The 25879-nt window shown below is 66.3% G+C and carries 27 protein-coding genes; 15 read left to right on the top strand and 12 right to left on the bottom strand.

What is annotated here, in order from left to right; genetic code table 11:
* Positions 1–38: 38 nt before the first annotated feature.
* Positions 39–296: a biotin synthase auxiliary protein BsaP gene (gene bsaP, locus CBI38_RS12775; RefSeq protein WP_109329348.1), complete on the bottom strand. Its 258-nt coding sequence runs from the start codon at positions 294–296 to the stop codon at positions 39–41.
* Positions 296–1309, bottom strand: a complete 1014-nt coding sequence (gene bioB, locus CBI38_RS12770; protein ID WP_109329346.1) for a biotin synthase BioB — start codon at positions 1307–1309, stop codon at positions 296–298. The genes bsaP and bioB overlap by 1 nt, the downstream gene beginning before the upstream one ends.
* A 144-nt stretch (positions 1310–1453) precedes the next feature.
* On the opposite strand from bioB, the gene CBI38_RS12765 reads away from it, so the two are divergent.
* The 4 genes from CBI38_RS12765 to CBI38_RS12750 all read left to right on the top strand — a co-directional run bounded on the left by CBI38_RS12765 (position 1454) and on the right by CBI38_RS12750 (position 4798).
* Entirely contained in the window at positions 1454–2083 is a 630-nt protein-coding gene (locus CBI38_RS12765) for a TetR/AcrR family transcriptional regulator C-terminal domain-containing protein (RefSeq protein ID WP_109329344.1), read from the top strand.
* Between the two features lie 95 nt (positions 2084–2178).
* A complete protein-coding gene (locus CBI38_RS12760) occupies positions 2179–3306 on the top strand; it encodes a lipase family protein (protein WP_109329343.1) in 1128 nt (375 codons plus the stop codon).
* A 92-nt stretch (positions 3307–3398) separates the two neighbouring features.
* Complete coding sequence (locus CBI38_RS12755; RefSeq protein ID WP_109329341.1) at positions 3399–4130, top strand: FadR/GntR family transcriptional regulator; 732 nt, start codon at positions 3399–3401, stop codon at positions 4128–4130.
* The gene (locus tag CBI38_RS12750; protein ID WP_109329339.1) at positions 4127–4798 is read left to right on the top strand and encodes a sterol desaturase family protein; all 672 of its coding nucleotides are present in this window, start codon (positions 4127–4129) and stop codon (positions 4796–4798) included. Before CBI38_RS12755 ends, CBI38_RS12750 begins: the two co-directional genes overlap by 4 nt.
* 61 nt (positions 4799–4859) lie before the next feature.
* On the opposite strand, the gene CBI38_RS12745 is transcribed toward CBI38_RS12750, so the two are convergent.
* From CBI38_RS12745 to CBI38_RS12730, 4 genes are read right to left on the bottom strand one after another with little or no spacing between them, the layout of a single operon-like run.
* On the bottom strand, positions 4860–5609 hold the full coding sequence (locus tag CBI38_RS12745; RefSeq protein ID WP_109329337.1) for a succinate dehydrogenase/fumarate reductase iron-sulfur subunit: 750 nt from the start codon (positions 5607–5609) through the stop codon (positions 4860–4862).
* Position 5610: 1 nt separating this feature from the next.
* Complete coding sequence (locus CBI38_RS12740) at positions 5611–7542, bottom strand: fumarate reductase/succinate dehydrogenase flavoprotein subunit (protein WP_109329336.1); 1932 nt, start codon at positions 7540–7542, stop codon at positions 5611–5613.
* 36 nt (positions 7543–7578) lie between these two features.
* A complete protein-coding gene (locus CBI38_RS12735; RefSeq protein ID WP_109329334.1) occupies positions 7579–8403 on the bottom strand; it encodes a hypothetical protein in 825 nt (274 codons plus the stop codon).
* On the bottom strand, positions 8400–8684 hold the full coding sequence (locus CBI38_RS12730; RefSeq protein ID WP_109329332.1) for a hypothetical protein: 285 nt from the start codon (positions 8682–8684) through the stop codon (positions 8400–8402). The genes CBI38_RS12735 and CBI38_RS12730 overlap by 4 nt, the downstream gene beginning before the upstream one ends.
* Before the next feature lie 173 nt (positions 8685–8857).
* Between CBI38_RS12730 and CBI38_RS37820 the strand changes: the two genes are divergently transcribed.
* Together CBI38_RS37820 and CBI38_RS37815 are read left to right on the top strand one after the other, a co-directional pair.
* Positions 8858–9244, top strand: coding sequence for a VOC family protein (locus CBI38_RS37820; protein WP_159921781.1), 387 nt, complete (start codon positions 8858–8860; stop codon positions 9242–9244).
* Positions 9241–9648: a VOC family protein gene (locus CBI38_RS37815; protein ID WP_397504740.1), complete on the top strand. Its 408-nt coding sequence runs from the start codon at positions 9241–9243 to the stop codon at positions 9646–9648. The genes CBI38_RS37820 and CBI38_RS37815 overlap by 4 nt, the downstream gene beginning before the upstream one ends.
* 35 nt (positions 9649–9683) lie before the next feature.
* On the opposite strand, the gene bioD is transcribed toward CBI38_RS37815, so the two are convergent.
* Complete coding sequence (gene bioD, locus CBI38_RS12720) at positions 9684–10394, bottom strand: dethiobiotin synthase (RefSeq protein ID WP_109329330.1); 711 nt, start codon at positions 10392–10394, stop codon at positions 9684–9686.
* Positions 10391–11533 (bottom strand): 8-amino-7-oxononanoate synthase, encoded by a 1143-nt coding sequence (locus tag CBI38_RS12715; protein ID WP_109329328.1) that lies wholly within the window; start codon positions 11531–11533, stop codon positions 10391–10393. Before CBI38_RS12715 ends, bioD begins: the two co-directional genes overlap by 4 nt.
* A 77-nt stretch (positions 11534–11610) precedes the next feature.
* Here CBI38_RS12715 and CBI38_RS12710 point away from each other — a divergent pair, with 77 nt between their 5' ends.
* Genes CBI38_RS12710 through CBI38_RS12695 form a run of 4 tightly spaced genes read left to right on the top strand, consistent with a single transcriptional unit; the run spans position 11611 to position 18571 of the window.
* Positions 11611–12924, top strand: a complete 1314-nt coding sequence (locus CBI38_RS12710; protein WP_109329326.1) for an adenosylmethionine--8-amino-7-oxononanoate transaminase — start codon at positions 11611–11613, stop codon at positions 12922–12924.
* A gap of 32 nt (positions 12925–12956) precedes the next feature.
* Entirely contained in the window at positions 12957–15233 is a 2277-nt protein-coding gene (gene glgX / locus CBI38_RS12705; RefSeq protein ID WP_109329324.1) for a glycogen debranching protein GlgX, read from the top strand.
* A 12-nt stretch (positions 15234–15245) separates the two neighbouring features.
* Positions 15246–17633, top strand: coding sequence for a malto-oligosyltrehalose synthase (treY, locus tag CBI38_RS12700; protein ID WP_109329322.1), 2388 nt, complete (start codon positions 15246–15248; stop codon positions 17631–17633).
* Positions 17630–18571, top strand: a complete 942-nt coding sequence (locus CBI38_RS12695; protein WP_109329320.1) for an NADP-dependent oxidoreductase — start codon at positions 17630–17632, stop codon at positions 18569–18571. The genes treY and CBI38_RS12695 overlap by 4 nt, the downstream gene beginning before the upstream one ends.
* Before the next feature lie 13 nt (positions 18572–18584).
* On the opposite strand, the gene CBI38_RS12690 is transcribed toward CBI38_RS12695, so the two are convergent.
* The 3 genes from CBI38_RS12690 to CBI38_RS12680 form a co-directional block, all read right to left on the bottom strand.
* Complete coding sequence (locus CBI38_RS12690) at positions 18585–18932, bottom strand: PLD nuclease N-terminal domain-containing protein (RefSeq protein WP_109335046.1); 348 nt, start codon at positions 18930–18932, stop codon at positions 18585–18587.
* Between the two features lie 120 nt (positions 18933–19052).
* On the bottom strand, positions 19053–19688 hold the full coding sequence (locus CBI38_RS12685; RefSeq protein WP_109329319.1) for a TetR/AcrR family transcriptional regulator: 636 nt from the start codon (positions 19686–19688) through the stop codon (positions 19053–19055).
* Between the two features lie 81 nt (positions 19689–19769).
* Entirely contained in the window at positions 19770–19958 is a 189-nt protein-coding gene (locus CBI38_RS12680; protein WP_109329317.1) for a DUF1918 domain-containing protein, read from the bottom strand.
* A gap of 110 nt (positions 19959–20068) precedes the next feature.
* Between CBI38_RS12680 and CBI38_RS38395 the strand changes: the two genes are divergently transcribed.
* From CBI38_RS38395 to treZ, 5 genes are all read left to right on the top strand, one after another.
* Complete coding sequence (locus tag CBI38_RS38395) at positions 20069–20212, top strand: hypothetical protein (RefSeq protein ID WP_204164920.1); 144 nt, start codon at positions 20069–20071, stop codon at positions 20210–20212.
* A 33-nt stretch (positions 20213–20245) separates the two neighbouring features.
* Positions 20246–20668: a hypothetical protein gene (locus tag CBI38_RS12675; protein ID WP_109329315.1), complete on the top strand. Its 423-nt coding sequence runs from the start codon at positions 20246–20248 to the stop codon at positions 20666–20668.
* A 67-nt stretch (positions 20669–20735) separates the two neighbouring features.
* Positions 20736–21098 (top strand): PadR family transcriptional regulator, encoded by a 363-nt coding sequence (locus tag CBI38_RS12670; RefSeq protein WP_109329313.1) that lies wholly within the window; start codon positions 20736–20738, stop codon positions 21096–21098.
* Positions 21098–22444, top strand: coding sequence for a permease prefix domain 1-containing protein (locus tag CBI38_RS12665; protein ID WP_109335045.1), 1347 nt, complete (start codon positions 21098–21100; stop codon positions 22442–22444). The genes CBI38_RS12670 and CBI38_RS12665 overlap by 1 nt, the downstream gene beginning before the upstream one ends.
* A 90-nt stretch (positions 22445–22534) precedes the next feature.
* Positions 22535–24283, top strand: coding sequence for a malto-oligosyltrehalose trehalohydrolase (gene treZ / locus CBI38_RS12660; RefSeq protein WP_109329311.1), 1749 nt, complete (start codon positions 22535–22537; stop codon positions 24281–24283).
* On the opposite strand, the gene CBI38_RS12655 is transcribed toward treZ, so the two are convergent.
* Complete coding sequence (locus tag CBI38_RS12655) at positions 24235–25815, bottom strand: MFS transporter (RefSeq protein WP_109329309.1); 1581 nt, start codon at positions 25813–25815, stop codon at positions 24235–24237. The two genes, treZ and CBI38_RS12655, sit on opposite strands and share 49 nt — an antisense overlap.
* Positions 25816–25879: the final 64 nt, after the last annotated feature.

Here is a 25879-nt window from a genome sequence, read left to right as displayed (position 1 = left end):
GAAGCCTGATGCGCGGGAAGTTGGTCACACCGACGACGCTACCGCCGGGCGAGCCCGATCGAGTCGAACACACCGTGGCGTGAGCATTTTGCCCACCAGCCGTCGGGACTGATCTGTACGACCATGCGCCGACCGCACGACTCGCAGAAGCGCGGCGGTTCGAGCCCGAGCTGCGCCGCGGTCGGGACACTGTCCTCGACTCCGGGAACGACTCGGCGGCCCGTATACGGGTTGTACCGCTCCTCTGCAGCGCGCTCGTCAGCGACACTGCCCGGTGAAACGTCGGTGCCGGCCATCACAAGGTGTCGTTCAGTGCCTTGATCGGCATCTGCAGGTCGACGAGCAGGTCGAGGTCCTGTTCCGCGGGCCGTCCCAGCGTCGTCAGGTAGTTGCCGACGATGACGGCGTTGATTCCGCCGAGGATGCCCTGTTTTGCGCCGAGGTCGCCGAGGGTGATTTCACGACCACCGGCGAAGCGGAGGATGGTGCGTGGCAGCGCGAGCCGGAAGGCGGCCACCGACTTGAGCGCCTCGCTCGCGGGCAGCACCTCGAGGTCGCCGAACGGCGTGCCCGGACGGGGGTTGAGGAAGTTCAGCGGAACCTCGTCGGGTTCGAGTTCGGCCAGATTCGCGGCGAACTCCGCGCGCTGCTCGAGGCTCTCGCCCATCCCGAGGATGCCGCCGCAGCACACCTCCATGCCCGCCTCACGAACCATCCGCAGCGTGTTCCACCGCTCCTCCCACGAGTGGGTGGTCACCACATTCGGGAAGTGCGACTTCGCCGTCTCGAGATTGTGGTTGTACCGGTGCACACCCATGGCGGCCAGCTGGTCGACCTGCTCCTGGGTGAGCATGCCGAGCGAGCAGGCGATCTGGATGTCGACCTCGTTGCGGATGGCCTCGATACCGGCCGCTACCTGGGCGAGCAGCCGTTCGTCGGGTCCGCGGACCGCAGCGACGATGCAGAACTCGGTGGCGCCGGACTTGGCGGTCTGCTTGGCAGCCTCCACGAGCGAGGGGATGTCGAGCCAGGCGGCTCGCACCGGCGACTGGAACAGGCCCGACTGCGAGCAGAAGTGGCAGTCCTCGGGGCAGCCGCCGGTCTTGAGGCTGATGATTCCCTCCACCTCGACCTCGGGACCGCACCATGTCATCCGCACGTCGTGCGCCAGCGCGAGCAACTCCTCGAGCCGCTCGTCCGGCAGTTGCAGGACCTCGAGTACCTGGCTCTGCGTGAGCCCTTCCCCGCGTTCGAGAACCTGGTCACGCGCCAGGGCGAGAATGTCTGTCTGTACCGGGGCCGACGTCACACGTATCTCCTGAAGAGCGGGCCGATCACGCGTCGTGGATCGACATGAGTAAGAATTGAACACCGTACAAGTTGAACGGCGTTCAGGTTAGATCCGTGATGGAATACTGTCAAAGCAAGGCCCGAATACCTGAGGAGAACAGCAGTGCAATTGCGACGCGGCGACGTACTCGACGGCGCACTGGCCATCCTCGACGAGTTCGGCCTCGCCGACCTCACGATGCGGAGGCTCGCGACCGCCCTCGGCGTCCAACCCGGCGCCCTGTACTGGCACTTTCCCAACAAGCAGACCCTCCTCGGCGCTCTCGCCGACAAGATCCTCGAAGACGTCGACGCGCCCACCACGGCTACCGGCTGGAACGAGGAGTTCATCGAGCTGGCCCATCGCCTGCGTGGTGCCCTGCTGTCGCACCGCGACGGTGCCGAGCTCGTCTCCGCGACCTACGCCTCGCGGATGACCAACTCCCGCGTGCGGGAAACGTTCGCCGCCGTCGGCCTGCGATCCGGACTTTCCCGCGAGCACGCCGAGTTGGCGTCGTACTCGCTCCTCTACTACGTCCTCGGACACACGGTCGACGAGCAGTCGCGCGCACAGATGGAATCCGTCGGCGCCCTCACCCGCGCTGCGCTCTCCCCCGACGCCCCGGCATCGGAGATCGGCGCCTACGACGACGACCTCCTCGACGGTGATCCCGCGGTCCGATTCGACTTCGGACTCTCGCTGTTCGTCGACGGCATCCGTGCACGGCTGAAAGACCCCGCGCAGCATCCCTGAACGGGCACACTGAGTGGGCACACTCGAATCGAAAGCTGGGTGGGCACACTCACATCCGAGACCGAGTGGCTACCCGGTCAGGCCAGGGGGTGACGATGAGGTCGACAGTCGGCCGCCGCGCCGCAATTGTTGTCGCGACGGTACTGGCCTTCTCCCTTTTCGCCGGTCCGGCTCCGAGCCCGTCGCAACCCGTCGGCGCACCGGGTGACGTAGTCGCGTCCTCGTCGGTGCCGCAGCAGATGTGGCCGCCGGGTGCCACCACGGGTTCATTCTTGACCTACTGGACCACTGGGCCGTTGAACCGGCCCGCGCTCAGTACCGGCGCGATATTTCTGCCACCTGGCGGACCGCCCCCTGGCGGGTGGCCCGTGGTGTCGTGGGCGCACGGAACGGTCGGGTTGGCCGACGCGTGCGCTCCCACCGCCACCGGGAACTTCGGCGGGCAATACGTCGAGCATTGGCTGCGCGAGGGATATGCCGTGGTGGCCACCGACTACGTGGGCCTCGGCACACCCGGTGTTCATCCCTATCTGGACGGTCCGACCGAGGCGCACAGCATGATCGACATGGTGCGCGCCGCTCGCAGCGTGACGCCGTCACTGTCGAACCGCTGGCTGGCGCTCGGACAGTCTCAGGGCGGACACGCAGCGCTGGTCGCCGCATCGATGGCGACCAGATATGCGCCCGAACTCGATTTCCGCGGCACGGTCGCAACCGGGGCGCCGTCGAATCTCGAACAGCTGGCACCTCTGGTGGGTCCGAATTTCCCACCGCTTCCCCTCACCGGGAGCACCGTGTTCGTCGCGTATGCCCTGGCCGGACTACGGGCATCTCGCCCCGACCTCGACATCGACAGTTACCTCAGCCCCCTCGGCATCTCCGCGCTCGACCGCCTCGAGGAACTCTGTTACCAAGACGCAGCGCCGCAGCTCCAGGGCGTCACCATCGGACAACTGATGTCCCGAAACCTCGACGACCCTGCCATCCTCGACGCGATTCGGGGCACCCTTGGAGTTCCCGTCCGTGGATACGACCGGCCACTCTTCATCGGCCAGGGACTGCTCGACGACATCGTCCCCGCAGCGTTCAGCTGGAAGTTGACCGCCGACCTTGCCGCCAACGGGCAGAGTTTCGTCTACCGCACCTACCCGACCGGGCATCTGCAGACCATGCCGGCGTCCCTTCCCGACACCACGCCGTTCGTCCGGCAGGCCTTCTCGTAGTCGCATACCCCAGCGTCACCAGGCTCTCGTCATTCGGCCGATATTGGTCTTACCACTTGACCTCTTACCTATGTCCGCTCTACCGTGACTGCATGATGTTCGAGCCGATCGCGCGGAAGTCCGCATCCACCGAGGTTTTCGACCAGATCACCGCACGCGTGTTGGGCGGGGACCTTGCCGCAGGCGAATCGCTGCCCAGCGAGCGGCGACTCGCCGAGGCGTTCGGCGTGTCCCGGCCGGCCGTGCGCGAAGCGATCCAGAAGCTCGCGCAGGCCGGCCTCGTCGAAGTTCGTCAGGGCGATGCGACGTCGGTGCGCGACTTTCGGCAGCACGGTGGGCCCGAACTGCTGTCGCAGCTGCTGATCCGGAACGGACAACCCGAATGGCCGGTCGTGCGGAGCGTCCTCGAGGCACGCCGGATGATTGGCACGCAGGTGGCCCGACTCGCCGCGAGCAGGGCGACACCCGACGCGGCGGCCGCAGTGCAGAACGCGGCCGAGACCCTGGCGGCCGCGAGCGATCCGGTCTCGCAACAGGTGCACGCCCTCACATTCTGGGAGAGGGTGGTCGACGCGGCCGATTCGATCGCCTTCCGGCTCATCTTCAACAGCCTGCGCAACGCCTATGAGCCGACCATGACGGCCATGGCCGGCGTCATGGTTGCCGAGGTCGGGAGATCCGACCTTTATCGCGCTCTCGCCGAAGCTGTCGCCGCGCACGACGAGGACATCGCCACCGGTGTCGCCGCCACTCTTCTCGACCTCGGGACTGCTGCGGTGACCACCGCCATCGACCAACTCCAACAACAGGAGCAGCACTCATGACGTCACACTCTTCGGTAGACCGCCGCCGACGTCGGTCACTCACCCTGCGTGAGGCCGCCGATCAATTCCGGCGCCACCCGTCCCCGTGGATGGTCGGCGGCATGCTGGCGGTCGCCGTCGCGGCCCGACTGGGGGTGGGCGACTGGCACCTGAGCGATGCCGTCCTGCCGGTGGTGATGCTGGCGCTGTTCCCGTTCGCCGAATGGGTCATTCACGTCTGCATCCTGCACTGGAAGCCCCGCAGAATCCTGGGTCTGACCGTCGACTCGCTGCTTGCCCGTAAGCATCGCGAGCACCACGTCGATCCCCGGGACGTGCCCTTGGTCTTCATCCCCTGGCAGACCCTGACGTGGCTCATTCCGGTTCTCGCCGGTCTGTCCGTGCTGGCTTTCCCGCGCCTCGGCCTGGGGCTGACGTTCCTCGTCACGCTGAGCGCTCTGGGCGTGGTGTACGAGTGGACGCACTATCTGATCCACAGCGATTACAAGCCGAAATCCCGGTTCTATCGGGCGATCTGGCGCAGTCACCGGCACCATCACTACAAGAACGAGCACTACTGGTTCACGGTGACCACCACCGGAACGGCGGACCGTCTACTCGGCACCGCGCCCGACCCCGAGTCGGTGGAGAAGTCGCCGACCGCTCGCAGCCTCCACACCATGCGCTGACCCCCCTGTGAGTACTTGTCAACCTCGGGATGTTAATAAGTACTCACGGGGCCGGGAGGCGCTAACCCCGGCGAAAGAGCTTGTTACCCAACCACACCAGCGGGTCGTATCGATGATCGACCACCCGTTCCTTCATCGGGATGATGGCGTTGTCCGTGATCTTGATTCCCTCGGGACACACCTCGGTGCAGCACTTGGTGATGTTGCACAGACCGAGTCCGAACTCGTCCTGGGACGCATTGCGGCGGTCCGCAGTATCGAGTGGGTGCATTTCGAGTTCCGCGACGCGAATGAAGTATCGCGGACCCGAGAACGCCGCCTTGTTGTCCTCGTGATCGCGCACGACGTGGCAGGTGTTCTGGCACAGAAAGCACTCGATGCACTTACGGAATTCCTGAGACCGTTCCACGTCGATCTGCTTCATCCGGTACTCACCCGGCGCCAGTCCGGGAGGAGGCGTGAACGACGGAACTTCTCGTGCCTTCAGGTAGTTGTACGACACGTCGGTGACGAGGTCGCGGATCACCGGGAAGGTCCGCAGCGGCGTTACCGTCACCACCTCGTCCTGGGTGAAGGTGGACATTCTCGTCATGCAGAGCAGCCGGGGGCGACCGTTCACCTCGGCCGAACACGACCCGCACTTACCTGCCTTGCAGTTCCAGCGGACAGCCAGATCGGGTGCCTGGGTGGCCTGGAGTCGGTGGATGATGTCGAGGACCACCTCGCCTTCGTTGACGGGAATCGAGTAGTCCTGCAGGGCGCCCCCGTCGACGTCACCGCGCCAGACCCGGAACTGTGCGTCGTACCCCATGTCAGGCCTTTCTCCCGGGATGCCCGGCGAGTTCCGCGTCGGTGTAGTACTTGGCGAGTTCGTCGGCCTCGAAGAGTTCCAGCAGGTCTGCTCGCATCGGCTCCTGCTGCTCCCGCGTGACCACCACGTCGGGGATCACGGCATCGGGATGGGATGCCATGTCGCCGTCCACACTGCAGACGAGCAGGGTGTTGCGCCATTGCGCATCCATGGCGGGGTGGTCGTCCCGGGTGTGCCCACCTCGACTTTCGGTGCGGGTCAATGCCGCCCGCGCCACGCACTCGCTGACGAGGACCATGTTGCGCAGGTCGACGGCAAGGTGCCATCCGGGATTGAACTGACGGTGCCCTTCCACGACGACGGCACCGATCCGGCTCTTGATATCGGCGAGCTTGTCGAGCGCGCGCTCGATTTCGTCGGCCTTGCGAATGATGCCCACGAGGTCGTTCATATTCTGTTGCAACTCGGTGTGCAGGGTATACGGATTCTCGACCGCTTCCCCCTCCTGCCCGGAGTCGAACGGCGACAGCAACATTCGTGCGGCCGCATCGACGGCTTCGTCCGACACGGTTGGCCGGTCCGTCAGCGAAGACACGTACGTCGCGGCGCCCAGCCCGGCGCGACGTCCGAAAACGAGGAGGTCGGAGAGCGAATTTCCGCCCAGTCGATTGGACCCGTGCATTCCGCCCGAGCACTCCCCCGCCGCGAAGAGACCCGGAACACTGGCCGCGCCGCTGTCGGGGTCGACCTCGATGCCTCCCATGACGTAATGGCAGGTGGGGCCGACTTCCATCTGTTCCTTGGTGATGTCGACGTCCGCGAGTTCCTTGAACTGGTGGTACATCGACGGGAGCCGGCGCACGATCTCGTCGGCGGGCATCCGGGAGGCGATGTCGAGATACACGCCGCCGTGCGGTGTCTGCCGCCCGGCTTTGACTTCGGAATTGATGGCTCGCGCGACCTCGTCGCGGGGCAGCAGATCGGGGGTACGGCGATTGTTGTCGGAGTCCTTGTACCAGCCGTCGGCCTCCTCCTCCGTCTCCGCGTACTGGCCCTTGAAGACCGGGGGAATGTAGCTGAACATGAACCGTTCACCCTCGGCGTTCTTGAGGACCCCGCCGTCGCCGCGCACGCCTTCTGTGACGAGGATGCCTTTGACACTCGGCGGCCACACCATTCCGGTCGGGTGGAATTGGACGAATTCCATGTTGATGAGGTTGGCCCCCGCACGCAGTGCGAGAGCGTGTCCGTCGCCGGTGTACTCCCAGGAGTTGGAGGTGACCTTGAACGACTTACCGATCCCCCCTGTCGCCGTCACCACGGCAGGCGCCTCGAAGAGGATGAATCGGCCGCTTTCCCGCCAATACCCGAACGCACCCGAGATGCGGTCGCCATCCTTGACCAGTTCCGAGATGGTGCATTCGGCGAAAATCTTGACCCGCGCCTCGTAGTCGCCGGTGGCGGCGAAATCTTCCTGCTGCAGCGACACGATCCTCTGTTGCATCGTCCGGATCAGTTCGAGACCGGTGCGGTCACCGACGTGCGCCAGCCGCGGATACGTATGACCCCCGAAGTTGCGCTGGCTGATCCGCCCGTCCGGGGTGCGGTCGAACAACGCCCCGTAGGTCTCGAGTTCCCAGACTCGGTCGGGCGCCTCACGCGCATGCAGTTCGGCCATCCGCCAGTTGTTGAGGAACTTCCCCCCACGCATCGTGTCCTGGAAGTGGGTCTGCCAGGTGTCCTTGTCGTTCGCGTTGCCCATCGCGGCCGCGCAGCCACCCTCCGCCATCACGGTGTGCGCCTTGCCGAACAGTGATTTACAGACGACGGCGACGGACAGGCCTTGCTCGCGTGCCTCGATGACCGCTCGCAGTCCGGCGCCACCCGCACCGATCACCACGACGTCGTACCGGTGCCGTTCGACTTCCGTCATTCCACTCCCCTCGTGTTCGGCGGCTTCGATGCGCGGTCAGTTGATCAGTCGCAAGTCCGACAGAGTCCCACTGGACACGAGCATCACGTAGAAGTCCGTGATCATCAGCGTGGCGAGGGTGGTCCAGGCCAGCTGCATGTGGCGCGCGTTGAGCTTGCTCACCTGGGTCCACAACCAGTAGCGGACGGGGTGCTTCGAGAAGTGGGTGAGCCGCCCGCCGACGACGTGCCGGCATGAATGGCAGGACACGGTGTACGCCCAGAGCAGGATGACGTTGCCGACCAGGATGAGTGTGCCCAGCCCGATGCCGAAACCCCCGTCCGCACCGTGGAACGCGCGGATGGCGTCGTAGGTGTTGATCAGCGAGACGATCACCGCGACGTAGAAGAAGTATCGGTGGACGTTCTGGACGATCAGGGGAAGGCGTGTCTCACCGGTATAGGTTCGGTGGGGTTCGGCCACGGCACACGCCGGGGGCGAGAACCAGATCGAGCGGTAATACGCCTTGCGGTAGTAGTAGCACGTGAGCCGGAACCCTAGGAGGAACGGCAACACGAGGAACCCGAGCGGAATGATCATCGGCAATTCGCCGATCGGAGTTCCGAAGTCACTCGACCCGGGCACACACGAATCACTCAGGCAGGGTGAGTAGAACGGCGTCAGGTAGTGGTATTCCTCGGCGAAGTAGGCGGTCCGTACCCACGAACGAATCGACGCGTAGATCACGAACGCCGCGAGTCCGAGCGCGGTCAGCAGCGGCGCCTGCCACCACCGGTCGGTGCGTAGTGTCCGTTCCGCGATTCGGGCACGCCTCGGGGACGCAACACCCAGATTTTCGGAATTTTTCGGTGGCGCGCTCATCCGCGCTCGTAGTGGCAGCCGCCGAGACCTTCGTCGTCGACACCCGCCCACATCGAGGCGTCATAGGGGACGTCGGGGATCTTGATCCGCTCGACGGGTTCGCGGCGCGTGACATGCGGCGGCGACGTGTCGAGTTCCTGGGCGTCGATCTCGAGGCGCTCGAGATCGTTACTGAGCCGGCGTACCTGTGCAGCGTCGCCGTACATCGAACGCAACGACCCGACGCACCGCCGGAGGTGGTTGATCGTGCGATTCAATTCGAGCATTTCGGAGGTCGACATTGGACCCCTCCCAACCCAGACGGATGAACCCGTGACGCGTATCACACTACCGACATCCCGCCGGATACGGGCGGCTTTTCGGCCCGGCGAGTCCCACCGCGATGACTTTCCGCGATCACACGAGTCCATACCTTCGGAAAGGCAACCGCACTCTCGAACATCTGGAGGAAATCATGGCCGACGCAGCCATCGGCAGCATCTTGCTCGCCAGCACACATCCTGAGCGACTGCGGGACTGGTATGCCGCAGCCTTCTCACCGAAGGTTGATCGCACGCCCGGCGAGCCGGGGTACGACGTACTCGACTTCGACGGTTTCTACATCATGATCGACCGCCGCGACGACGTCGGCGACACGAACCCCGAACCCGGACGCATCCTGCTCAACGTGGAGGTCGCCGATGCGCGCGCCGCCGCCGGGCGTCTCGACGACCTGGGTGTCACGTGGTTGTCGCCCCTCGAAGATCGCGACGGCAGCTGGTTCGGCACCGCGATCGACCCGGACGGTAACTACGTACAGATCATCGAGCTCAGCGAGCGTGCGCGAGCGGAGATGTCATGACCACTCGACAGGAAAGCGGGCGGACCGACGTGTTGGCCCAGTCGCGAGGATTCAGTGGATTCGCGGTGAACGACATTGCCGCCGCCGAGTCCTTCTACACCACCACCTTGGGACTCGAGGTGACCGAAGAGGAGATGGGATTACTGGGACTGCATCTGCCGAACGGACCAGTGGTGCTGATCTACCCGAAACCCGACCACACACCAGCGACGTACACCATCGTGAACTTCGCCGTCGACGACGTCGACAAGACGGTCGACGCCCTGACCGAACGCGGGGTGCACTTCCTGCGGTACGACGGTTTCGAGCAGGACGACAAGGGGATCATGCGCGGCAACGGCCCCGACATCGCCTGGTTCACCGACCCCGCCGGGAACATATTGTCGGTGCTGTCCGAGTCCTGACCCGGCACCACGGCATCGCTCGCCGGTGCGCCCGATCAGTGTCCCGTCAGCCAGTCTCCGGTGAGCACCGACGTCCGCCAACCGCTGTCGAACCATCCCGGTGCTGCTGCGGAGAACGTCTCCGCGTCGAGGCTGCCACTACCCGCGGGCACACTGCCGACCACGCCGCTTCCGGTCACGACGGGCAGGTCGACGAGGTTGCAGCGCTCGGCGAGCCCGGGGTGATCGGGCCACGACCCGATGATCGTGCCGGCGCAGGACAGCCCGGCTCCGGTGATGGCCCGGATGGTCAGTTCGGTGTGATTGAGGGTGCCGAGCCCGGCGGCCGCGACCACGACGACCGGCGCATCGAGCGCACGCGCAACGTCGACGAGCGTGAACCCGGCCTCCCCCATCCGGACCAGCAGACCACCGGCACCTTCGACGAGGACGAGGTCGTGCCCGGCATCGAGCGCCCGGACCGCCGCCACTACGTCGGCGCAGTGCAGCAGCGGCATACCGCTCCGCCGGGCCGCGGTGTCGGGGGCGAGCGGCTCGGGATAACGCGCGAGTTCCCGCACCGCGGTGACACCGGACAGCCGGGTCACCTCGGCGAGGTCACCCGGTTCTCCCGGGGCGACGCCCGTCTGCGCCGGTTTGCATACGGCGACGGAACGGCCCGCGGCCTGAGCCGTCGCAGCGAGTGCGGCGGTGACGACGGTCTTACCCACATCGGTCGACGTTCCCGTCACCATGAGCACACTCATGCCGAGGCTCCCGCCACCACGCTGGTGAGCACCGTCTCGATCAGCGCCAATTCCTCTTCGTCCAATGTCGCCCGGGCAGTGAGCCGCAGTCGCGACGTGCCCTCCGGCACCGACGGCGGCCGGAAGCACCCGACATGCACACCCAGCTCCCGGCATGCGGCTGCCGCGTCGACCGCGCGCTGAGGATCACCGAGGATCACGGACACCACGGCCGATTCCGGAGTCGCGGCGCCGGTGAAACGCGCGAGGTCTCGCGCGCGGTCGAGCACGGCAGCCGCGCGGTGCGGTTCGCGTGTCAGCACCGACAGCGCCGCCCTCGCGGCTCCTACCGCGGCGGGCGCCAGGCCGGTGTCGAAGATGAAGGTGCGGGCGGCGTCAATCAGATGGGCGCGCACCTTCTCGGAGGCGAGGACTGCACCGCCCTGGCTGGCGAGGGACTTCGACAGTGTCGCAGTGATCACGATGTCCGGTTCACCTGCGAGCCCAACCTCGTGGACCAGCCCCCGCCCGCCCTCGCCGCGCACACCGACACCGTGGGCCTCGTCGACCACGAGGACGGCGCCGGTGTCGCGACACACCTGGTGCATCGCGACGAGCGGTGCCAGATCGCCGTCAGCGCTGAAGACCGAATCGGTGACGACGAGGGCGCGTTCTTCAGACCGGGTGGCCAGCGCAGCTCGGAGGAACTCGATGTCCGAGTGCGGCGCGACGACGACGCGGGCGCGGGAAAGCCGGCAGGCGTCGACGAGGGAGGCGTGGCTGCCCGCGTCACTGACGATCAACGACCCTGCCCCCGACAGCGCGGTCACAGCCCCGAGGTTGGCGGTGTAGCCGGACGAGAACACCAAGCCGGCCTCTGCGCCCACGAACTCGGCGAGTTCCGATTCCAGCAGTTGGTGTTCGGTGGTCGATCCCGTGACCAGACGAGAACCCGTCGCTCCCGCGCCCCATCTGCGTAGAGCTGTCATCGCTCCGTGCAGTACCTCGGGATGACGGACGAGACCCAGGTAGTCGTTCGAGGCAAGGTCGATGAGTGCGCTTCCGGCCGTCCGCGGACGCAGCTCACGGCGCAGTCCGGCGGCGCGACGTCGATGCTCGACGTCGTCGAGCCACGTGGAGAAGGTGCGATCGTTGCTCACCTCCGGAACGATACGGGACTTGAACAGTGTTCAACCCGGGTGGGCCCCCTTTCCGTCCAGTGGCTAGGGTCACGAACGTGACCCATCCCAGCCTGTCCGCCGAAGAGATCACGTCCCTCGACGCCTCGCTGCTGTGGCATCCCTACGGCGCCTTTCCCTCCTCCACCACCCCCCTGGTCGTGACCGAGGCCAGGGGCACACGCCTCGTCCTGGCGGACGGGCGCGAACTGGTGGACGGAATGAGTTCCTGGTGGGCGGCAGTCCACGGCTATCGCCACCCCGTTCTCGATGCCGCGGCCGCGGAGCAGCTGGGGCGGATGAGCCACGTCATGTTCGGGGGTCTCACCCACGAGCCTGCGGCGCGGCTGGCGCGGCTGCTCGTCGACATCACGCCGGGCGGGCTCGACAAGGTCTTCCTCGCCGACTCCGGTTCGGTGTCGGTCGAGGTGGCCGTGAAGATGTGCCTGCAGTACTGGCGCAGCCGGGGCAAGCCGCAGAAGCACCGGCTCCTGACCTGGCGCGGCGGCTATCACGGTGACACCTTCGCCCCGATGAGCGTCTGCGATCCCGACGGCGGGATGCATTCGCTGTGGACGGACGTGCTCGCCCGGCAGGTGTTCGCAGGACCGCCCCCACGCGACTTCGATCCGCAGTACGTCGACGAGTTCGAGCGCATCGCACGCTCGCATGCCGACGAGCTCGCGGCGGTCATCGTGGAGCCGGTGGTCCAGGGTGCGGGCGGTATGCGCTTCCACGATTCCCGCTACCTGACGGAACTACGACGAATCTGCGACGAGCAGGGACTCTTGCTGGTCTTCGACGAGATCGCGACAGGGTTCGGCCGGACCGGTGAGCTGTTCGCCGCCGATCACGCGGGTGTCAGCCCGGACGTCATGTGTATGGGCAAGGCGCTCACCGGCGGGTACCTCACCCTCGGGGCCACCCTCTGCAGCACCGAGGTGGCCGAGACCATCAGCGCCGGGGAGGCCGGTGGACTGATGCACGGTCCCACGTTCATGGCCAATCCCCTCGCGTGCGCTGTCGCCGTCGCCGCCGTCGAATTGCTGCTCGCGCGCAACTGGCGGGGCGAGGTGGCGGCGCTGCACCGCGGACTCGAGTCCGGCCTCGCTCCTGCCCGAGACCTGCCCGGCGTGCGGGATGTGCGGGTGCTCGGCGGTATCGGCGTCATCGAACTCACCGACCCCGTCGACATGCAGGCGGCAACCGACGCCGCGGTGGCCGCCGGGGTCTGGCTTCGACCGTTCCGCAACCTGATCTACGCCATGCCTCCCTACGTGTGCACCGGGGACGACGTGCGGAACATCACAGCCGGAATGCTAGCTGCGGCAAGTAGCTCGCGCGGCGCCCGAAGCCCTCTCGCCTCGAGCTGAGCGCCCGGGCGCCGCGGGCTAATGTTCTTCTCATGACTGCGAGTGACGAGATCGGCACCACACACATCCCCGTGTGGCCCGGAACGGCCTACCCACTGGGCGCCACCTATGACGGCGCAGGGACGAATTTCGCGGTCTTCTCCGAGGTCGCGGAAGCGGTCGACCTCTGCCTCATCGCCCGGGACGGAACGGAGACGAGGGTGCGTCTCGACGAGGTGGACGGATACGTCTGGCACGCTTATCTGCCGACCGTCGAACCCGGACAGCGGTACGGATATCGCATCCACGGCCCGTGGGATCCCGCGGCGGGACATCGCTGCGACCCCAGCAAGTTGCTCCTCGACCCGTACGGCAAGGCGTTCGACGGGGAGTTCGACGGGGATCGGTCGTTGTTCTCGTACGACATCGATCTGCCCGAGTCGGCGGAAGACGCCGACCCCGGGGCCGGCAGCGACGCGGAGGGCGTTACCGCGGCCGACGGCGACCGGGACGAAGACTCGCACAGCAGCGGTGAACAGAACGGCGCCGAGCAGAACGAGGACGACCCCGGTTCCCCCCTGCCCGGGCACGATTCGCTGGGTCACACCATGACGACCGTGGTGATCAACCCGTTCTTCGACTGGGCCACCGACCGGGCGCCGAAACGCCCCTATCACGAGACGGTCATCTACGAAGCCCACGTCAAGGGGATGACCGCGACGCACCCCGATGTGCCCGAGGAGCTCCGCGGCACGTACGCCGGGCTCGCCCATCCCGCGATCATCGATCATCTGGTCGATCTCGGCGTCACCGCGATCGAACTGATGCCGGTGCACCAGTTCATGCACGACCAGACGCTGCTCGATAAAGGTCTGCGTAACTACTGGGGGTACAACACCTTCGGTTTCCTCGCCCCCCACACGGGGTACTCGTCCGCCGAGAAGCCCGGCGGTGCGGTGTCCGAGTTCAAGGCGATGGTGCGTGCTTTCCACGAGGCCGGCATCGAGGTGATTCTCGACGTCGTCTACAACCACACGGCTGAGGGAAACCATCTCGGCCCCACGATCAGCTTCCGCGGCATCGACAACGCCGCCTACTACCGGCTCGTCGACGGTGACCCCGAGCACTACATGGACTACACGGGAACGGGCAACAGCCTCAACGCCCGCCATCCGCACACTCTGCAACTGATCATGGATTCGCTGCGCTACTGGGTGACCGAGATGCACGTCGACGGTTTCCGTTTCGACCTCGCGTCCACGCTGGCCCGGGAACTGCACGACGTCGATCGACTGTCCGCCTTCTTCGACCTCGTGCAGCAGGATCCGATCGTCAGCCAGGTGAAACTCATCGCCGAGCCGTGGGACGTCGGCGAGGGCGGTTACCAGGTGGGTAATTTTCCGGGACTGTGGACCGAGTGGAACGGCAAGTACCGTGACACGGTTCGGGACTACTGGCGCGGGGAGCCCGCCACCCTCGGCGAGTTCGCCTCCCGCCTCACCGGCTCCTCGGACCTCTACGAGGCGACGGGCCGCCGTCCCGGTGCGAGCATCAACTTCGTCATCGCTCACGACGGATTCACCTTGCGCGACCTGGTGTCCTACAACGAGAAGCACAACGAGGCCAACGGCGAGAACAACAACGACGGCGAAAGCCACAACCGTTCGTGGAACTGTGGTGTCGAGGGACCGACGGACGACCCCGAGGTACTCGACCTCCGTGGCCGTCAGAGCCGCAACATCCTGGCCACCCTGATGCTCAGCCAGGGCACTCCGATGATCGCGCACGGCGACGAGATGGGCCGGACTCAGCAGGGCAACAACAATGTGTACTGCCAGGATTCGGAATTGTCGTGGATGGACTGGTCGCTCGCCGACACCAACGCCGACCTCGTCGAGTTCACCAAACGAGTGATCGACCTGCGGGCCAAGAACCCGGTGTTCCGCAGGCGACGTTTCTTCGATGGCACCCCCATCCGCAGCGGGGACCAGACACGGGACATCGCCTGGCTCACCCCGTCCGGTGAGGAGATGACACCGGCGGACTGGGACAGCGGGTTCGGCAAGTCGCTGGCCGTGTTCCTCAACGGCGAGGGGATCCCTGAGCCCAATCATCGCGGCGAGCGGGTCGTCGGGGATTCGTTCCTGATGTGTTTCAACGCCCACGACGAGGCCATCGAGTTCTCGACGCCGAACTCCGATTACGCGAACGAGTGGACCGTGGTGCTCGACACCGCGGTGCCGACGGGGTCGAACGATGCGGTGATCGAGGCCGGGAAGCCGCTCGAGGTCGAGGCGCGCTCGCTGGTCGTGCTGCGACGGACCGCCTGAGGCCGGGCGAGCATGGGGAATCCGACGATTACCGCGACCTATCGGCTCCAGTTGCGCGGCGACGCCTTTACTCTGACGGACGCCGCTGCGGTCGCCGACTATCTCGACGACCTCGGCGTCTCGCACGTCTACCTGTCGCCGATCCTCACCGCAAGCGAGGGTTCGACACACGGGTACGACGTGACCGATGTGACGACCGTGTCCCCGGCACTCGGTGGTCGGGAGGCTCTCACAGCCCTGTCCGAGGAGCTACGGCGGCGGGGAATGGGACTCGTCGTCGATCTCGTTCCCAACCACGTGGGCGTCGCCAACCCCCGCGAGAATGCTTGGTGGTGGGACGTTCTCACCCACGGACAGCGATCTGACTACGCCGACTTCTTCGATACCGACTGGCGGCCGGACAACGGTGCGGACGGAAAGCTGGCGCTCCCCGTTCTGGGATCGGACTCCGACCTCGACTCGCTCACGATCGACCGCACAGGCGAAGAACCGCTTCTCGCGTTCTACGAACACCGCTTCCCGATCGCCCCGGGCACCGACTCGGAAGACGCGCGGGCCGTGCACGAGGCGCAGTCGTATCGCCTGGTCCCGTGGAACTCGGGACTCATCGGCTACCGGCGGTTCTTCGCGGTCAGTGATCTCGCCGGGATCCGCCAAGAGGACCCACGCGTGTTCGACGCCTCACACCGCGAGCTGCAGAGCTGGATCGCGGACGACCTCGTCGACGGTGTGCGCATCGACCATCCCGACGGGCTGGCGGACCCGGCGGGTTACCTCGACCGGCTCCGCGCCATGATCGGCCCGGATCGGTGGCTCGTGATCGAGAAGATCCTGGGTCATGAGGAACCACTCGACGATCACCTGCCGATCGACGGCACCACCGGATACGACGCGCTGGCCGAACTGGGTGGGGTGTTCCTCGATTCGTCCGGGGCGCCCGCGCTGACTGCGCTGTCTGCGGCGCGGACCGAAGAGCGGGGAGACAGCGCCTGGCTTCGACAGCGTGAACCCGAGATCAAGCGTGAAGTGGCGAGCACGATGCTCGCTCCGGAGGTCCGGCGGCTGGTGCGGGCGATCCTTCGGGAAGCCGACGGCGACTACGTCGTCGAGGACGTCCGAGACGCGGTCATCGCGGTGGTCGCGGCCATGCCCGTGTACCGGTCCGACTACAGTCCCCTCGCCGGCCTGGCGCACCGGGTGATCGGGAGCGTGGTCGCCGAGGAGCCGCACATGGCGGAGCCGTTGGCGGCCTTGGCGTCGGCCCTCATTCGTGGGGGTGAGGCGGCCACGCGGTTCCACCAGGTGTGCGGTGCGGTCATGGCGAAATCCGTCGAGGACTGCCTGTTCTATCGCACCGCTCGCCTCGTCTCGCTCCAGGAAGTGGGTGGTGATCCCGCGACGGTGGGCGTGTCCCCCGCCGAGTTCCACCTGGCGTTCGCCGGGCGGGCGACGCGGTGGCCGAGGGCGATGACCACCCTGTCCACCCACGACACCAAGCGCGGTGAGGATGTCCGCGCACGTATCGGTGTCTTGTCCCAGGTGCCAAGCCTGTGGGCCGAGTGCGTGGAACAATGGGAACGCATCGCCCCCAGTCCCGACCCGGTCCTCGGATTGTTTCTGTGGCAGAACCTGTTCGGGGTCTGGCCGGTGGACGGCCGGGCGGCCGCGGACGTTCCGGACTTCCGCGATCGCATCCACGCCTACGCCGAGAAAGCGGTCCGCGAAGCCGGCACCCGCACATCCTGGAACGATGTCGACGAAGAATTCGAACGCGATCTCCATCGCTGGCTGGACACGGTGATCGACGGTGCCGTCGGCAACGCCCTCGGTTCGATCTGCACCCAGCTGGCACCCCACGGTTGGTCGGACGCTCTGGGCCAGAAGCTGCTCCAGCTCTGTGGACCCGGGATCCCGGATGTCTATCAGGGAACCGAGTTGTGGGAAGACTCGCTCGTCGACCCCGACAACCGGCGCCTGGTGGACTACGACGTTCGCCGACGCGCGCTCGACGGACTCGACCTCCCTCCTGTCGACGCCACCGGCGCAGTCAAGCTCCACGTTGTTCGTACGGCACTCAGGCTGCGCCGCACACGTCCCGAAAGCTTCGACACGTACACACCGGTGTTCGCCTCGGGAAGTGCGGCCGCCCACCTGATCGGCTTCGCGCGAGGCCGATCCGGTGCGGCCCAGGATGTCATCGCTCTCGCGACCCGGCACAGCGTCCGGCTCAGCGAACGCGGCTGGGGCGACACCGGATTCACGTTACCGGAGGGTTCGTGGACGAACCTGCTGACCGTCGAGGACGTAGAGTCCGGCCACGTTCGGCTGTCCAGCCTGTTCGATCGCTACCCGGTGGCCCTGCTCAGCCGAACTTCGGTAGCCGAGTTGCCAGGGTCATGACGCGACGCGTCATTGCCCGAGGTTACGGAGGACCCGAGGTCCTCACTGTCGTGGAGGTCGACCCGGTTCCGCCGGCGCGCGGTGAGGTCGCAATCGAAGTCCGGGCGATCGGCGTCAATCCCATCGACTACAAGCGGTACAGCGGCGCGTTCGGTACCGATCCCGATTCCCTGCCGATGGACCTCGGTGCCGAGGCGGCCGGCGTGATCGTCGAGGTCGGCGAGGATGCGACGGGGCCGGACGGACCCCTCTCACCCGGTGACGAAGTGATCGCATACCCGGTCGACGGGGCGTACGCGGATCGACTCGTCGTCGGCGCCGATTCCGTTGTCCGCAAACCGCCGTCGCTGCCGTGGAACGAGGCCGCCGGGCTGCTGGTGGCCGGTACGACCGCAGTCGAGACACTCGACGTCATCCAAGTCGGTTCGGGAGATCTGGTTCTCGTCCACGGAGCGGCCGGCGCTGTCGGGTCGTGCGTCGTCCAAGTGGCCTGCGGCCGGGGCGCGACGGTGATCGGCACAGCCCGGCCGGGCCATCACGACTACGTCCGGTCGCTCGGCGCCACCCCGGTGTCCTATGGAGATGGTCTTGCAGATCGCGTCCGCGTCCTCGCGCCGGACGGCGTGGACGCCGTCATCGACACGGTCGGCGGCGAGGAGGCTGTCGACGTGTCCGTCGCATCGGTACGCGACCCGTCCCGGATGGTCACGACTCTGGCAGTACCGCGTGCGGTCGACGCCGGTTTCCTCGGAGTGGGTGGCAAGAATCCCGCCAGTCGAGGAGTGCGAAGACGCCTCCGATCGGTGGTCGTCGATCTCGCGGACCGCGGCGACCTCAGGGTGCGGGTCGCCCGGACATACTGGCTGGCCGAGGCCGGACGCGCTCACACCGAACTCGCTGGTCCCCATCCTGCGGGGAAGTTCGTCCTTCTTCCGTAACCGCTGCGCCGCCTCAGGGCTCGCCGGACTCTTCCCTCCGACGTCGCGCGATACGGCGTTGCTCTTCGGCGCGTTCGCGGCACTGGCGGAGAAACGCTTCGTCGTCGTCCGGGTTCTGTGCCACGTGACGGCCGGGGCGCTCGTACTCGCCGAACCCGCCTGTCGTGCCCGATCTGCGGACTCCTGCACCGCGGCCCACGAACAACCAGACCAACGACCCGACGGTCGGCAGGAGCAGCACGATCAGCAGCCACACCATCTTGGGCAAGTGCCGAATATCCGACTCGTTCCGCGTGATCACGTCGACGAGGCAGTAGACCCACAACAGCAGAGTGACGAGACCGAAGACAAAGTACGGCACCGAGATTCCCCCTCCGAAGCGCGCCGGGAATCCCGAGCGCGGTGTCCCACGGAATGACGTGTCGTGAAACGGCGGTGTCCATGGAATTGCTGTGTCCATGAAACCACAGAGCGTTCCGGGTCAATGGAGCAGGCTTGCCCTGATCATCGCCTTGACCCAGTTGCGGTACTCGTCGATGTCCCACCCGCAGTCGTGCCGAAGCATGGAATGCACCTGGGGTGAGACGACGGTGAAGAGCACGTCCGCCGCTCGCTGCACGGAGATCTCCGGTCGCAGCAGGTCGTGCGCGGCAAGCCCTTCGGCAAGGGTCATCGCGTTCGCGGCGGAAGCTCGGGCGCCCTCCTCGGCGAATCGCCTCATGTCCTCGTCGGCGCCCGAACTCTTGATCGACGTCAACATGAGAGTCCCGGCCCGTTCGAGGACGTCAGCGCCGTACCCCACCACTTCGTCGAGGATGCGTTCGACCGGATCGCCGTCGCGAGAGGCAGACGCATACACCGTCGGCATGCTGTCGTCGCCGCCCTCGATGGCGGCGGCGAGCGCCTCGTGGAACAGCTCGGCCTTCCCACCCGGGAACGCCGTGAACACGGTCCGCGTTGCGACTCCCGCTGCTTCGGCAACCGTGCGCACCGTGGTGCGCACATAGCCCCGGTCCACGAACAGGCGGGCCGCAGCATCCCGGACGAGGACGCGGGTGCGGCGCGCCGACTCCGCGCGCAGCGGCGAACTGTAGGTCCTTCTGACCGGTTCCAGCACGAACTCATGCTAACCGCATTGGAAGCAGCGCCCCTGCAACCAATGCGGTGAGTCACCGTGGTCCACCCACACGTCGATGCCCTACGACTGCGGATGTTCCACCCAGGCGTCGGGCCCTGGAAACACCAGCGCTTCGTGACCGTCGTCGTACCGGACCAGGTAGGGCGGTTCGCCGTTCTCCCCATGTACCTCCACGACTTCGGCGGTGTGCGCGTGCGCTCCCACAACCCTGCCCTGGACGTGCAACCGGTCTCCCACTGCTACGTGCATGACTGCTCCTCGCGATACTGGACTCGTCACCTCAAGCTTGCTACTTCGCGACCGCCGGCGAAAGGGCTGACTCACCGGCATGTGCAGACTCGATGTGCCATCGTGGGGACATGGCAACCTACCGATACCTCGACAAGGACCACAACGTCTTGGAAGAGCACGACTTCGGCACCGTGCAGGATGCCGAGGAACACCGGCTGTCGGTCCTCGGCGCCGAAATCATCGAGAAGGTCGAAGACTCCGGCAAGAACTGAGCGCCCCGTGCCGACGCGCTCGAACCGTTGCTCATGACCGATGCCAGATCCGTTCTCATCGTGGTGGATGCCGCGAACGTCGTCGGTTCCAGGCCCGATGGTTGGTGGCGTGATCGCGGCGGTGCCGCCCGGCGATTGCTCGTGAAGCTGACCCGGTGGCAGGAACGCCTCGATGAACCACCCGAGGTGATTGCCGTGCTCGAAGGCGCGGCGCGAGTCGCGGTCGCCGACGAGGCGAAGGTGACTTTGCAACACCTGCGGGTGGTGCGGGCAGACGGATCCGGTGATGACGCGATCGTGGGGATCGTGGCTGAAGCGGTCGAAACGAACAACGACCGGCCGGTCAGGGTTGTGACGGCAGATCGCGGACTCCGCGCTCGGGTCGAGGCGCTCGGGGCCGGCACAGTCGGACCCCGGTGGCTGCTCGATCGCATCGAATCACCCGGAGAACAGTGAGCTCCCTTCATACCTAGATCTGCTAGGGTCAATTTCGAACCCTAGAGGAACTAGGTATGGAGCTCGGATGTTCATCGACAAGGATTTGGTGGCAGCCTCGGCCACCCCGCTCGTGCTCGGCATTCTCGCCGACGGTGAGTCCTACGGTTACGCCATCATCAAGCGCGTCAACGAGTTGTCGGGCGGGCGGATGCAGTGGACGGACGGGATGCTGTACCCGCTCCTGCATCGCCTCGAGCGATCAGGGTACGTCACGGCAGCCTGGCGCACGGCCGACAACGGCAGGCGGCGTAAGCATTACGCCATTACCGATCCCGGCAGGGACATGCTCGCCGACCGGCGCATGCAGTGGACCGTCGTTGCGGAAGCCCTACATCGAGTGTGGCAGTCGGCTCAGCTTCCACCGGCCGCCGCCGAGGGGTGGTCGTGATGGATACCGACGCAGAGCTGGAGTCGCAGATCGGCCAGTGGCGTGGTTACGTTCGGGGCCACCGCGTGATCTCGAGTGCCGATGTCGACGAAATGGAAGGTCACCTCCGCGATCAGGTCTCGGACCTGTCCGCGGTCGGGCTGACGGCGGCCGAGGCCTTCCTCGTCGCCGTCGGACGTATGGGCAACCTCGACGCGATCTCCCGCGAGTTCGCGCTCGAGCATTCCGACCGGCTGTGGAAGCAACTCGTGCTGATGCCGGCCACCGCGGAGCCCGAAACGACTTCGTCCAAACGCGAACTGAGCGTCGTCCTTGCCCTCGCCGTCGGAGCGGGACTGGCCGTCAAGGCCGGAATGGAGTGGCTGCCCGAACTTGCCCTGGCCCGAAACATCAGCCTCCTCGTACTGCCGTTCCTGACGGCATACTTCGCGTGGAAACGGAAGATGACAGTGCGCGGCGCCGCAGTCCTCGCTGTGCCCTTCGCGGTCGCGGCACTCGTCCTGAATCTTTTTCCGTTCGTCGACAACGGGTCGACGGAAGTGATCGCGGCGATCCACGCGCCCATTGCGCTGTGGTTCGTCGCCGGGCTGGCCTATGTCGGTGGCGACTGGCGATCCCAAGGGCGCCGCATGGACTTCGTCCGGTTCACCGGCGAGTGGGTGGTCTATATGGCCCTGCTTGCGCTCGGTGGCGGAGTGCTGATCGGCCTGACGGTCGGCGCATTCGCCTCCCTGGACCTCGATGTCGAGTGGGTCATCGAGCAGTGGATCCTGCCGTTCGGCATTGCCGGCGCGATTCTCGTGGCGGGCTGGCTCGTGGAGGCGAAGCAGGACGTCATCGAGAACATCGCCCCTGTGCTCACTCGCGTGTTCACACCCCTCACCATTCTCATGTTGCTGGCTCTGCTGACGGCGTTCGCGGCTGCCCGCAGCGTCGTCGGCGTCGACCGAGATCTGCTCATCCTCATGGATCTCATTCTCGTGCTCGTGCTCGGCCTGCTGTTGTATGCGATCTCCGCACGTGATCCGCTGGCACCTCCCGACCTGTTCGACAAGCTGCAACTCGTCCTCGTCGTCAGCGCACTCGCCGTCGACGTGCTGATGCTGACCGCCATGCTCAGTCGCATCGCGGAATTCGGCTTCACACCGAACAAAGTGACCGCGCTGGGACTGAACGTGGTGTTGTTGGTCAACCTGGTGTGGTCCGCTCGACTCGGTTTCGGCTTCGTCCGCGGTCGGTGCGGGTTCGGCGCCGTCGAGCGCTGGCAAACCCGATATCTGCCCGTGTACGGCGGGTGGGCCGCTCTCGCCATGATTGCGGTGCCCCCTGCCTTCGATTTCATGTAACCATGACCCAGTCGCGTCGGCGGCAGAGCTGTCTGACCAGCCGGGGCCGACAACCCTGCACGCCGCGCGAGGGCAAGGCATGCTTATCGGGTGCACACTTTCGAGGTATGGGCCCCGATTCCGGGCGCCGTTCGCGTGAACGTCGACGGCCGAAGTCACGACATGACATCCTCGCCCGACGGCTGGTGGCGAGCGGAGGTCGACGCGTCTCCCGATTCGCGGTACGCCTTCCTTCTCGACGATGACGACACCGCCCTCCCCGACCCCCGTTCGCCACGCCAACCCGACGGCGTGCACGCACCGTCACAGCTGCACACCGTCGACCGGGACGCGTGGACGGACTCGCAGTGGCACGGCCGCCAGCTCGCCGGGGCCTCGATTTACGAACTTCACATCGGAACCTTCACGCCCGAAGGAACCTTCGCCGCGGCCGTCGACAAGCTCGACCACCTCGTGGAACTCGGGATCGACGTCGTGGAAGTGATGCCCGTCAACGGTTTCAACGGTACCCACAACTGGGGATACGACGGCGTCCTCTGGTACACCGTGCACGAGGCCTACGGAGGTCCCGACGGCCTGCAGGCCCTGGTCGACGCCTGCCACGCCCGCGGCCTCGGAGTGATACTCGATGTGGTCTACAACCACCTGGGACCGTCGGGGAACTACCTCGACCGCTACGGCCCCTACCTGGCGCAGGGCGCGAACACGTGGGGTCGCAGCATCAACCTCGACGGCCCCGGCAGCGACCATGTGCGGCGCTACATCATCGACAACGCGCTCCGCTGGTTCGAGGAGTTTCATGTCGACGCGCTGCGTCTCGACGCGGTCCACGCCCTCGTCGACCACACCGCGACCCACCTCCTCGAACAACTGGCTGTCGAAACGCGCCGCCTCTCTGCTCATCTGGGTCGGCCACTGACCCTCATCGCCGAAAGCGACCTCAACGATCCGAAGTTGATCACTCCGCGTTCTGCCGGTGGGTACGGCCTCGACGCGCAGTGGGACGACGACATGCATCACGCCGTCCATGCCGCGGTGTCGGGTGAACGGCAGGGTTATTACGGTGACTTCGGGTCGCTCGCGTGCCTGGCGGAAACGATACGGCAGGGCTGGTTTCACGCCGGGACGTACTCGACGTTCCGCGGACGCATCCACGGGCGTCGTTTGGACACGCGGCAGATTCCGGCCAGTTCGCTGGTCACCTACACCTGCACACATGATCAAGTGGGTAATCGGGCGATCGGTGACCGCCCGGGCGCCTACCTCGACTCGGGGCAGCTCGCCGTGAAGGCGGCACTCGTGTTGTGCTCGCCGTTCACGCCGATGCTGTTCATGGGCGAGGAGTGGGGCGCGAGCACACCCTTCCAGTTCTTCACCTCGCATCCGGAGCCCGAGCTGGCACGGGCAACCGCAGAAGGCCGCAAGGCCGAGTTCGCCGAGCACGGCTGGAGTACCGAAGACGTCCCGGACCCGCAGGACCCGCTCACTTTCGAGCGCTCGAAGCTCAATTGGGACGAACGAGGGCGCGAACCCCATGCCCGGTTACTCGAGTGCTACCGCGCGTTGCTTCGCCTGCGACGTGAACGCGTCGAGCTGACCGACCCGTGGCTGAACGACCTCACCGTCGACTACGACGAGGACGAACGCTGGGTCGTGGTGCATCGCGGTGCGCTGCGACTCGCGTGCAATCTCGGAGCGGACCCGGTGACCGTGCCGGTCGGCGGCTCCCCCGTGTTGTGGTGGGAGCCGCCGAAGCAGGACGAGACCGCGTCGGCGACGATCGTGCCGGGTCACTCGTTCGTGGTGCTCGATGCCTCGCGCACTGTCGCCTCGTGCTGACGGCCGCGCAGCATCCGGAGCACGAGCACCGCGGTGGCGAACAGAATCAGCGCGGTGGCGCCTGCGGCCACGTGCATGCCCTCGACGAACGCCGACTGCGCCGACTCCAGAAAGACCGATCGCGACGTATCGGGTAGATGCTCGGCTTCTGCGACCGCCGCACCGAGCGTGCCGCGGGCCGCGTCCACCCGTTCCGGTGCCAACATCGATGTGTCGAGGCCGCCGCGGAAGAACGCCATCACCACGCTGCCCAGGACCGCGACACCCAGTGCGACACCGAGTTCGTACGCCGTCTCGGACACGGCCGAGGCGGCGCCCGCCCGCTCGGGCTCGACCGCACTGACGACGAGGTCGGATGTCAGGGTCAAGGCGATCCCGACGCCGGCCCCGGCGAGGGCGAAGCCGACGACGAACATCGTCGGGGCACTGTCGACACTCAGTGTCAGCATCATCGCGGCACCGAGTCCGGCGACCGCGAGGCCCCCACCGAGGACGTGGGACGTCGACCACCGGCGCACCATCCAGGCGGCGGCGAGCGCGGTGACAGCGCTGAGCAGCATGCCGGGGAGCATCAGCACACCCGATTGCAATGCCGTGTTACCCAGCACCAGCTGCAGATACTGGGATCCGAAGAACAGCACGCCGGCCAGGGCGAAGATGGACAGTAGGTTCGTGAGCACGGCCGTCGAGAAGGCCGGCTTGGCGAACAGCGCGACGTCGATCATCGGATCTTTCATCGCGCGCTGCCTGCGCACGAATGCCACGCCCGACGCCGCGCCGACCATGCCGATCGCAAGGAGTTCCGGCGCGAACCCGTGGACCACCGTTTCCTTCACCGCATACACGAGCGGCAGCATCGTCGACATCGACAGCGCAGCGCTGAGCAGGTCGAAGCGACCCGGTGTCGGATCCTTCGACTCGGGGATCACGAGCGGTCCGGCGACGATGAGGACCAGCATCACCGGGAGGTTGATCAGGAACACCGAACCCCACCAGAAGTGTTCGAGTAGCCAGCCCCCGATCAGAGGACCGGCCGCGGTTCCGCCGCCGGCCATCGCGCCCCACACACCGATCGCCAGTGTGCGCTCGCGAGGGTTGGCGAAGATCGTCCGAATCAGTCCGAGAGTCGCCGGCATGAGGGTTGCACCGGAGATTCCCTGCAGAACCCGCGCGACGATGAGCATCTCCGGGGTGGGCGCCCACGCCGCGATCAACGAGGCGATACCGAAACCGGCAGCGCCCACGAGCAGTAGGCGCCGTCGGCCGATGCGGTCACCGAGGGTGCCCATCGTGATGAGCAGTCCGGCGAGCACGAAGGAGTAGACATCGATGATCCACAGCAGCTGGGTGCTGCTCGGCTCGAGGTCGGCACTGATGAAGGGAAGAGCGAGATCGAGCACCGTGCCGTCGACGGCGATCAAAAGTACGGCAAACGCCAGAACGACGAGTCCGAGCCAGTCTCGGCGTGACGCGGATGCCTGATCCGGCGCGCCGAAGGCGTCGTTGATCCCGCGATCCGTGGAGACAGACATTTCTTTCCTACGACTTTCCTTGGAGGGCCGACACGGTCGGCAAACCGTCCAGCCGGTACAGCTG

The sequence above is a fragment of the Rhodococcus oxybenzonivorans genome, assembly GCF_003130705.1.
Classification (GTDB): Bacteria; Actinomycetota; Actinomycetes; order Mycobacteriales; family Mycobacteriaceae; genus Rhodococcus_F; species Rhodococcus_F oxybenzonivorans.
This window is presented reverse-complemented; position numbering and strand designations above follow the sequence as displayed.

Bases quoted from the DNA above. Each gene is read 5' to 3' on its own strand.
- bsaP (WP_109329348.1), bottom strand. From the start codon at position 296: ATGGCCGGCACCGACGTTTCACCGGGCAGTGTCGCTGACGAGCGCGCT.
- CBI38_RS12760 (WP_109329343.1), top strand. From the start codon at position 2,179: ATGAGGTCGACAGTCGGCCGCCGCGCCGCAATTGTTGTCGCGACGGTA.
- CBI38_RS12755 (WP_109329341.1), top strand. From the start codon at position 3,399: ATGATGTTCGAGCCGATCGCGCGGAAGTCCGCATCCACCGAGGTTTTC.
- CBI38_RS12750 (WP_109329339.1), top strand. From the start codon at position 4,127: ATGACGTCACACTCTTCGGTAGACCGCCGCCGACGTCGGTCACTCACC.
- CBI38_RS12745 (WP_109329337.1), bottom strand. From the start codon at position 5,609: ATGGGGTACGACGCACAGTTCCGGGTCTGGCGCGGTGACGTCGACGGG.
- CBI38_RS12740 (WP_109329336.1), bottom strand. From the start codon at position 7,542: ATGACGGAAGTCGAACGGCACCGGTACGACGTCGTGGTGATCGGTGCG.
- CBI38_RS12735 (WP_109329334.1), bottom strand. From the start codon at position 8,403: ATGAGCGCGCCACCGAAAAATTCCGAAAATCTGGGTGTTGCGTCCCCG.
- CBI38_RS12730 (WP_109329332.1), bottom strand. From the start codon at position 8,684: ATGTCGACCTCCGAAATGCTCGAATTGAATCGCACGATCAACCACCTC.
- CBI38_RS37820 (WP_159921781.1), top strand. From the start codon at position 8,858: ATGGCCGACGCAGCCATCGGCAGCATCTTGCTCGCCAGCACACATCCT.
- CBI38_RS37815 (WP_397504740.1), top strand. From the start codon at position 9,241: ATGACCACTCGACAGGAAAGCGGGCGGACCGACGTGTTGGCCCAGTCG.
- bioD (WP_109329330.1), bottom strand. From the start codon at position 10,394: ATGAGTGTGCTCATGGTGACGGGAACGTCGACCGATGTGGGTAAGACC.
- glgX (WP_109329324.1), top strand. From the start codon at position 12,957: ATGACTGCGAGTGACGAGATCGGCACCACACACATCCCCGTGTGGCCC.
- treY (WP_109329322.1), top strand. From the start codon at position 15,246: ATGGGGAATCCGACGATTACCGCGACCTATCGGCTCCAGTTGCGCGGC.
- CBI38_RS12695 (WP_109329320.1), top strand. From the start codon at position 17,630: ATGACGCGACGCGTCATTGCCCGAGGTTACGGAGGACCCGAGGTCCTC.
- CBI38_RS12680 (WP_109329317.1), bottom strand. From the start codon at position 19,958: ATGCACGTAGCAGTGGGAGACCGGTTGCACGTCCAGGGCAGGGTTGTG.
- CBI38_RS38395 (WP_204164920.1), top strand. From the start codon at position 20,069: ATGGCAACCTACCGATACCTCGACAAGGACCACAACGTCTTGGAAGAG.
- CBI38_RS12675 (WP_109329315.1), top strand. From the start codon at position 20,246: ATGACCGATGCCAGATCCGTTCTCATCGTGGTGGATGCCGCGAACGTC.
- CBI38_RS12670 (WP_109329313.1), top strand. From the start codon at position 20,736: ATGTTCATCGACAAGGATTTGGTGGCAGCCTCGGCCACCCCGCTCGTG.
- CBI38_RS12665 (WP_109335045.1), top strand. From the start codon at position 21,098: ATGGATACCGACGCAGAGCTGGAGTCGCAGATCGGCCAGTGGCGTGGT.
- CBI38_RS12655 (WP_109329309.1), bottom strand. From the start codon at position 25,815: ATGTCTGTCTCCACGGATCGCGGGATCAACGACGCCTTCGGCGCGCCG.